Here is a 3,304-nt window from a genome sequence, read left to right as displayed (position 1 = left end):
AGCCCGACGGGCCCACCACCGCCACCGTCTTGCCGGCCGGGATCTCGAAGCTCACGTCGTGCAGGATCTGCCGGTCCGGCTCGTACGAGAAATCGACGTGGTCGAAGCGCAGCTGCCCATGCGTCACCTGCAGCGGCAGCGCGCCCGGCGTGTCGGCGATCTCGCGCTCGCGCTCGAGCAGCGCGAACATCTTGTCGAGGTCGGTCAGGCTCTGCTTGATCTCGCGGTAGATCACGCCGAGGACGTTCAGCGGGATGTAGAGCTGGATCATGAAGGCGTTGATCATCACCAGGTCGCCGAGYGTCATGTGGCCGGCCACCACGCCCTGCGTCGCGCGCCACAGCATCGCGACCAGGCCGGCCGCGATGATCAGCTGCTGGCCGGTGTTCAGCATCGACAGCGTGGCCTGCGACTTCAGCGCGACGCGGCGCAGCCGCTCCAGGCTCTCGTCGTAGCGGCGGGCCTCGAAATCCTCGTTGTTGAAGTACTTGACGGTCTCGTAGTTCAGCAGCGAGTCGATCGCGCGCGAATGCGCGGTGGAATCGAGCTCGTTCATCTGCTTGCGGAACTGCGTGCGCCAGTTCGTGAAGACGACCGTGAAGCTGATGTACACCACCAGCGCCGCCAGCGTGATCCACGCGAACCAGGCGTCGAACTTGACCGCCAGCAGCGTCAGCACGAGCACCATCTCGACCAGCGTGGGCACGATGCTGTAGAGCGAGTACGAGATCAGCGAATGCACCGCGCGCGTGCCGCGCTCGATGTCGCGCGTCATGCCGCCGGTCTGGCGCTCGAGGTGGAAGCGCAGGCTCAGCGCATGCAGGTGGCGGAACACGTTGAGCGAGATGCTGCGCGCCGTGCCCTCGGTGGCCTTCGCGAAGATCAGCTCGCGCAGCTCGGTGAACAGCGAGGTCGACAGCCGCAGCAGCCCGTAGGCCGCCAGCAGCCCGATCGGCACGACCAGCACCGCCTGGATGTCGCCCGGCTTGATCGACAGGCTGTCGACCAGCTGCTTCAGCAGCAGCGGCACGCCGACGTTGGCCAGCTTGGCCGCCACCATGAAGCCGAGCGCGATCGACACGCGCCAGCGGTAGCGCCACAGGTAGGGCAGCAGCTTGCGCAAGGTGGCCGCATCGGAGCGCGCTGCGGCAGGCGTCACGGCATCGGGGGGTGGCAAGGGGGTCGAGAGGGATCGCATCGTGGAAGAATCGAGGGGTTGAACCCAGGTGAAGGCGCCGAGTATGAATACAAGCCAGCCGCAGCACGACCCCGCGTTGGCGGTCACGTTGCCGAAAGACCTCGATCTGGTGCTGCGCGTGATGCCGATGCCGGCCGACTCGAACAGCAACGGCGACATCTTCGGCGGCTGGATCATGGCCCAGGTCGACCTCGCCGGCTCGGTGCTGCCGGCGCGCATCGCGAAGGGCCGCGTCGTGACGGTCGCCGTCAACGAGTTCGTGTTCAAGCAGGCGGTGTCGATCGGCGACCTGCTGAGCTTCTACGCCCGGGTCGAGCGGATCGGGCGCACGTCGATCACGGTGCACGTCGAGGTGTACGCCGAGCGCAACCCGGCCGACCTGAAGGTGGTGAAGGTCACCGAGGCGAACCTGACCTATGTCGCGATCGACCGCGACGGGCAGCCGCGGGTCATTCCACGGGACTGAGCCGGTGCGCCTGATCGACGCGGAGCAGACGGCCGCGCTGCTGCCGTGGCGGCCGCTGGCCGATGCGGTCATGCGCGCAGCCGTCGAGCGCGCTGAAGGCCGGCTGCAGGCGCCGCTGCGCAGCAGCTTCGCGCTGTCGGGCGACGACAGGCTGCTGCTGATGCCGGCCAGCGACGCGCACTACGCCAGCGTCAAGCTGGTGACGGTGAACCACGGCAACCCGGCGCTCGGGCGCGAGCGCGTGCAGGGCGAGGTGCTGCTGATGGACCGCGCGACCGGCGAGCGGCTGGCGATGTTCGACGGTGTCACGCTGACCGCACGGCGCACCGCGGCGGTGTCGCTGGCGGCGGCATTGGGGTTGCAGGTGCCGGCGGGCGAGCGCCTGCTGATCGTCGGTGCCGGCGCGCAGGCGCTGGCACATGCACAGGCCTTCGCGGCGGTGCTGGCGCCGGCGTGGATCGGCATCGCGGCGCGTTCGCGCGCAGCGGCCGACGGCCTGGTGGCGACGCTGGCGGCGCACGGTGTCAAGGCGCATCCGATCGACGACATCGGCGCCGAGATCGGCCGCTGCAGCTTGATCGTCACCGCGACGACGAGCCGCTCGCCGGTGRTTCCCGATGCGCTGCGCCCGGGCGTGCGCGTGTTCGCGGTCGGCGCGTTCACGCCGGCGATGTGCGAGCTGCCGGCTGCGCTGGTGCGGCGGGCCGCGCTGATCGTCGACGACCTGGACGGCGCGAAGGAAGAGGCTGGCGACCTGATCYAGGCCGGCGTCGACTGGTCGACGGTGCGCGGGCTGGCTCAGGCCGCCGAGCTCACCGGCGCGGGCGAGCGGCCGGTCGTGTTCAAGAGCGTCGGCAGCGCGGCGTGGGACCTCGCCGCGGCGCGGATGGCCTGGGATCGGCTGAGCGCCTGCTGATCAGTCCACGAAGAAGTCCGGCACGAACTCGGTCGTCCCCGGCGTCACGCTGTACTGCTCGAGGTCGGTCACCCCATGCCGCGCCAGCAACTCGTCGTCGATGAAGAAATTCCCCGTCGTCTGCCGCGCGTCGCTGGTCAGCACCAGGTACGCCGCATCGGCCAGGATCTGCGGCGTGCGGCAGCGCGCGATGTCGACGCCCGGGATCATCTGCAGCGCGGCCGTCGCGATCGYGGTGCGCGGCCACAGGCTGTTGACGCCGATGCCCAGCGGCCGGAATTCGCCCGCATGCCCCAGCGTGCATTCGCTCATGCCGTACTTGGCCATCGTGTAGGCGACGTGCGGGCTGAACCAGCGCTCGCGCATCGACAGCGGCGGCGACATGTTCAGCACGTGCGGATTGCGACCGGCCTGCGCGGCCTTCGCCAGGTGCGGCAGGCAGGCCTGCGTGACCAGGTAGGTGCCGCGCACGTTGACACCGAACATCAGGTCGAAGCGCTTCATCGGCGTCGCGGTCGTCGGCGTCAGGCTGATCGCGCTCGCGTTGTTGACGAGGATGTCGATGCCGCCGAAGCGCGCCACCGCCTGCTCGACGGCCGCCAGCACGCTCGCCTCGTCGCGGATGTCGGTCTGCACCGGCAGCGCCTGCCCGCCGGCGGCCTCGATCTCGGCCGCCGCCGAATGGATCGTGCCCGGCAGCTTCGGGTTGCTCTCGGTCGTCTTG

The 3,304-nt window shown here is 69.6% G+C and carries 4 protein-coding genes; 2 read left to right on the top strand and 2 right to left on the bottom strand.

Annotated features, from left to right (window positions below; genetic code table 11):
• The coding region (locus tag AC1D15_RS23320) for an ABC transporter transmembrane domain-containing protein (protein WP_477827846.1) at positions 1-1,198 on the bottom strand (1,198 nt) is incomplete at its 3' end.
• 43 nt (positions 1,199-1,241) lie between these two features.
• On the opposite strand from AC1D15_RS23320, the gene AC1D15_RS23315 reads away from it, so the two are divergent.
• Both AC1D15_RS23315 and AC1D15_RS23310 read left to right on the top strand, forming a co-directional pair.
• Complete coding sequence (locus AC1D15_RS23315; RefSeq protein WP_047500334.1) at positions 1,242-1,664, top strand: acyl-CoA thioesterase; 423 nt, start codon at positions 1,242-1,244, stop codon at positions 1,662-1,664.
• Between the two features lie 4 nt (positions 1,665-1,668).
• A complete protein-coding gene (locus AC1D15_RS23310; protein WP_477827845.1) occupies positions 1,669-2,580 on the top strand; it encodes a delta(1)-pyrroline-2-carboxylate reductase family protein in 912 nt (303 codons plus the stop codon).
• Here AC1D15_RS23310 and AC1D15_RS23305 read toward each other — a convergent pair.
• A partial coding sequence (locus tag AC1D15_RS23305; RefSeq protein ID WP_477827844.1) for an SDR family oxidoreductase occupies positions 2,581-3,304 on the bottom strand: 724 nt, incomplete at its 5' end.

The sequence above is a fragment of the Rhizobacter sp. P2_H2 genome (genome assembly GCF_056403375.1).
Note: the sequence above shows the minus strand (reverse complement) of the source record. Positions and strands in the feature narration are given on the sequence as shown.

What these genes read in the sequence shown, in the direction of transcription:
- AC1D15_RS23315 (WP_047500334.1), top strand. Translation starts at nt 1,242, where the DNA reads ATGAATACAAGCCAGCCGCAGCACGACCCCGCGTTGGCGGTCACGTTG.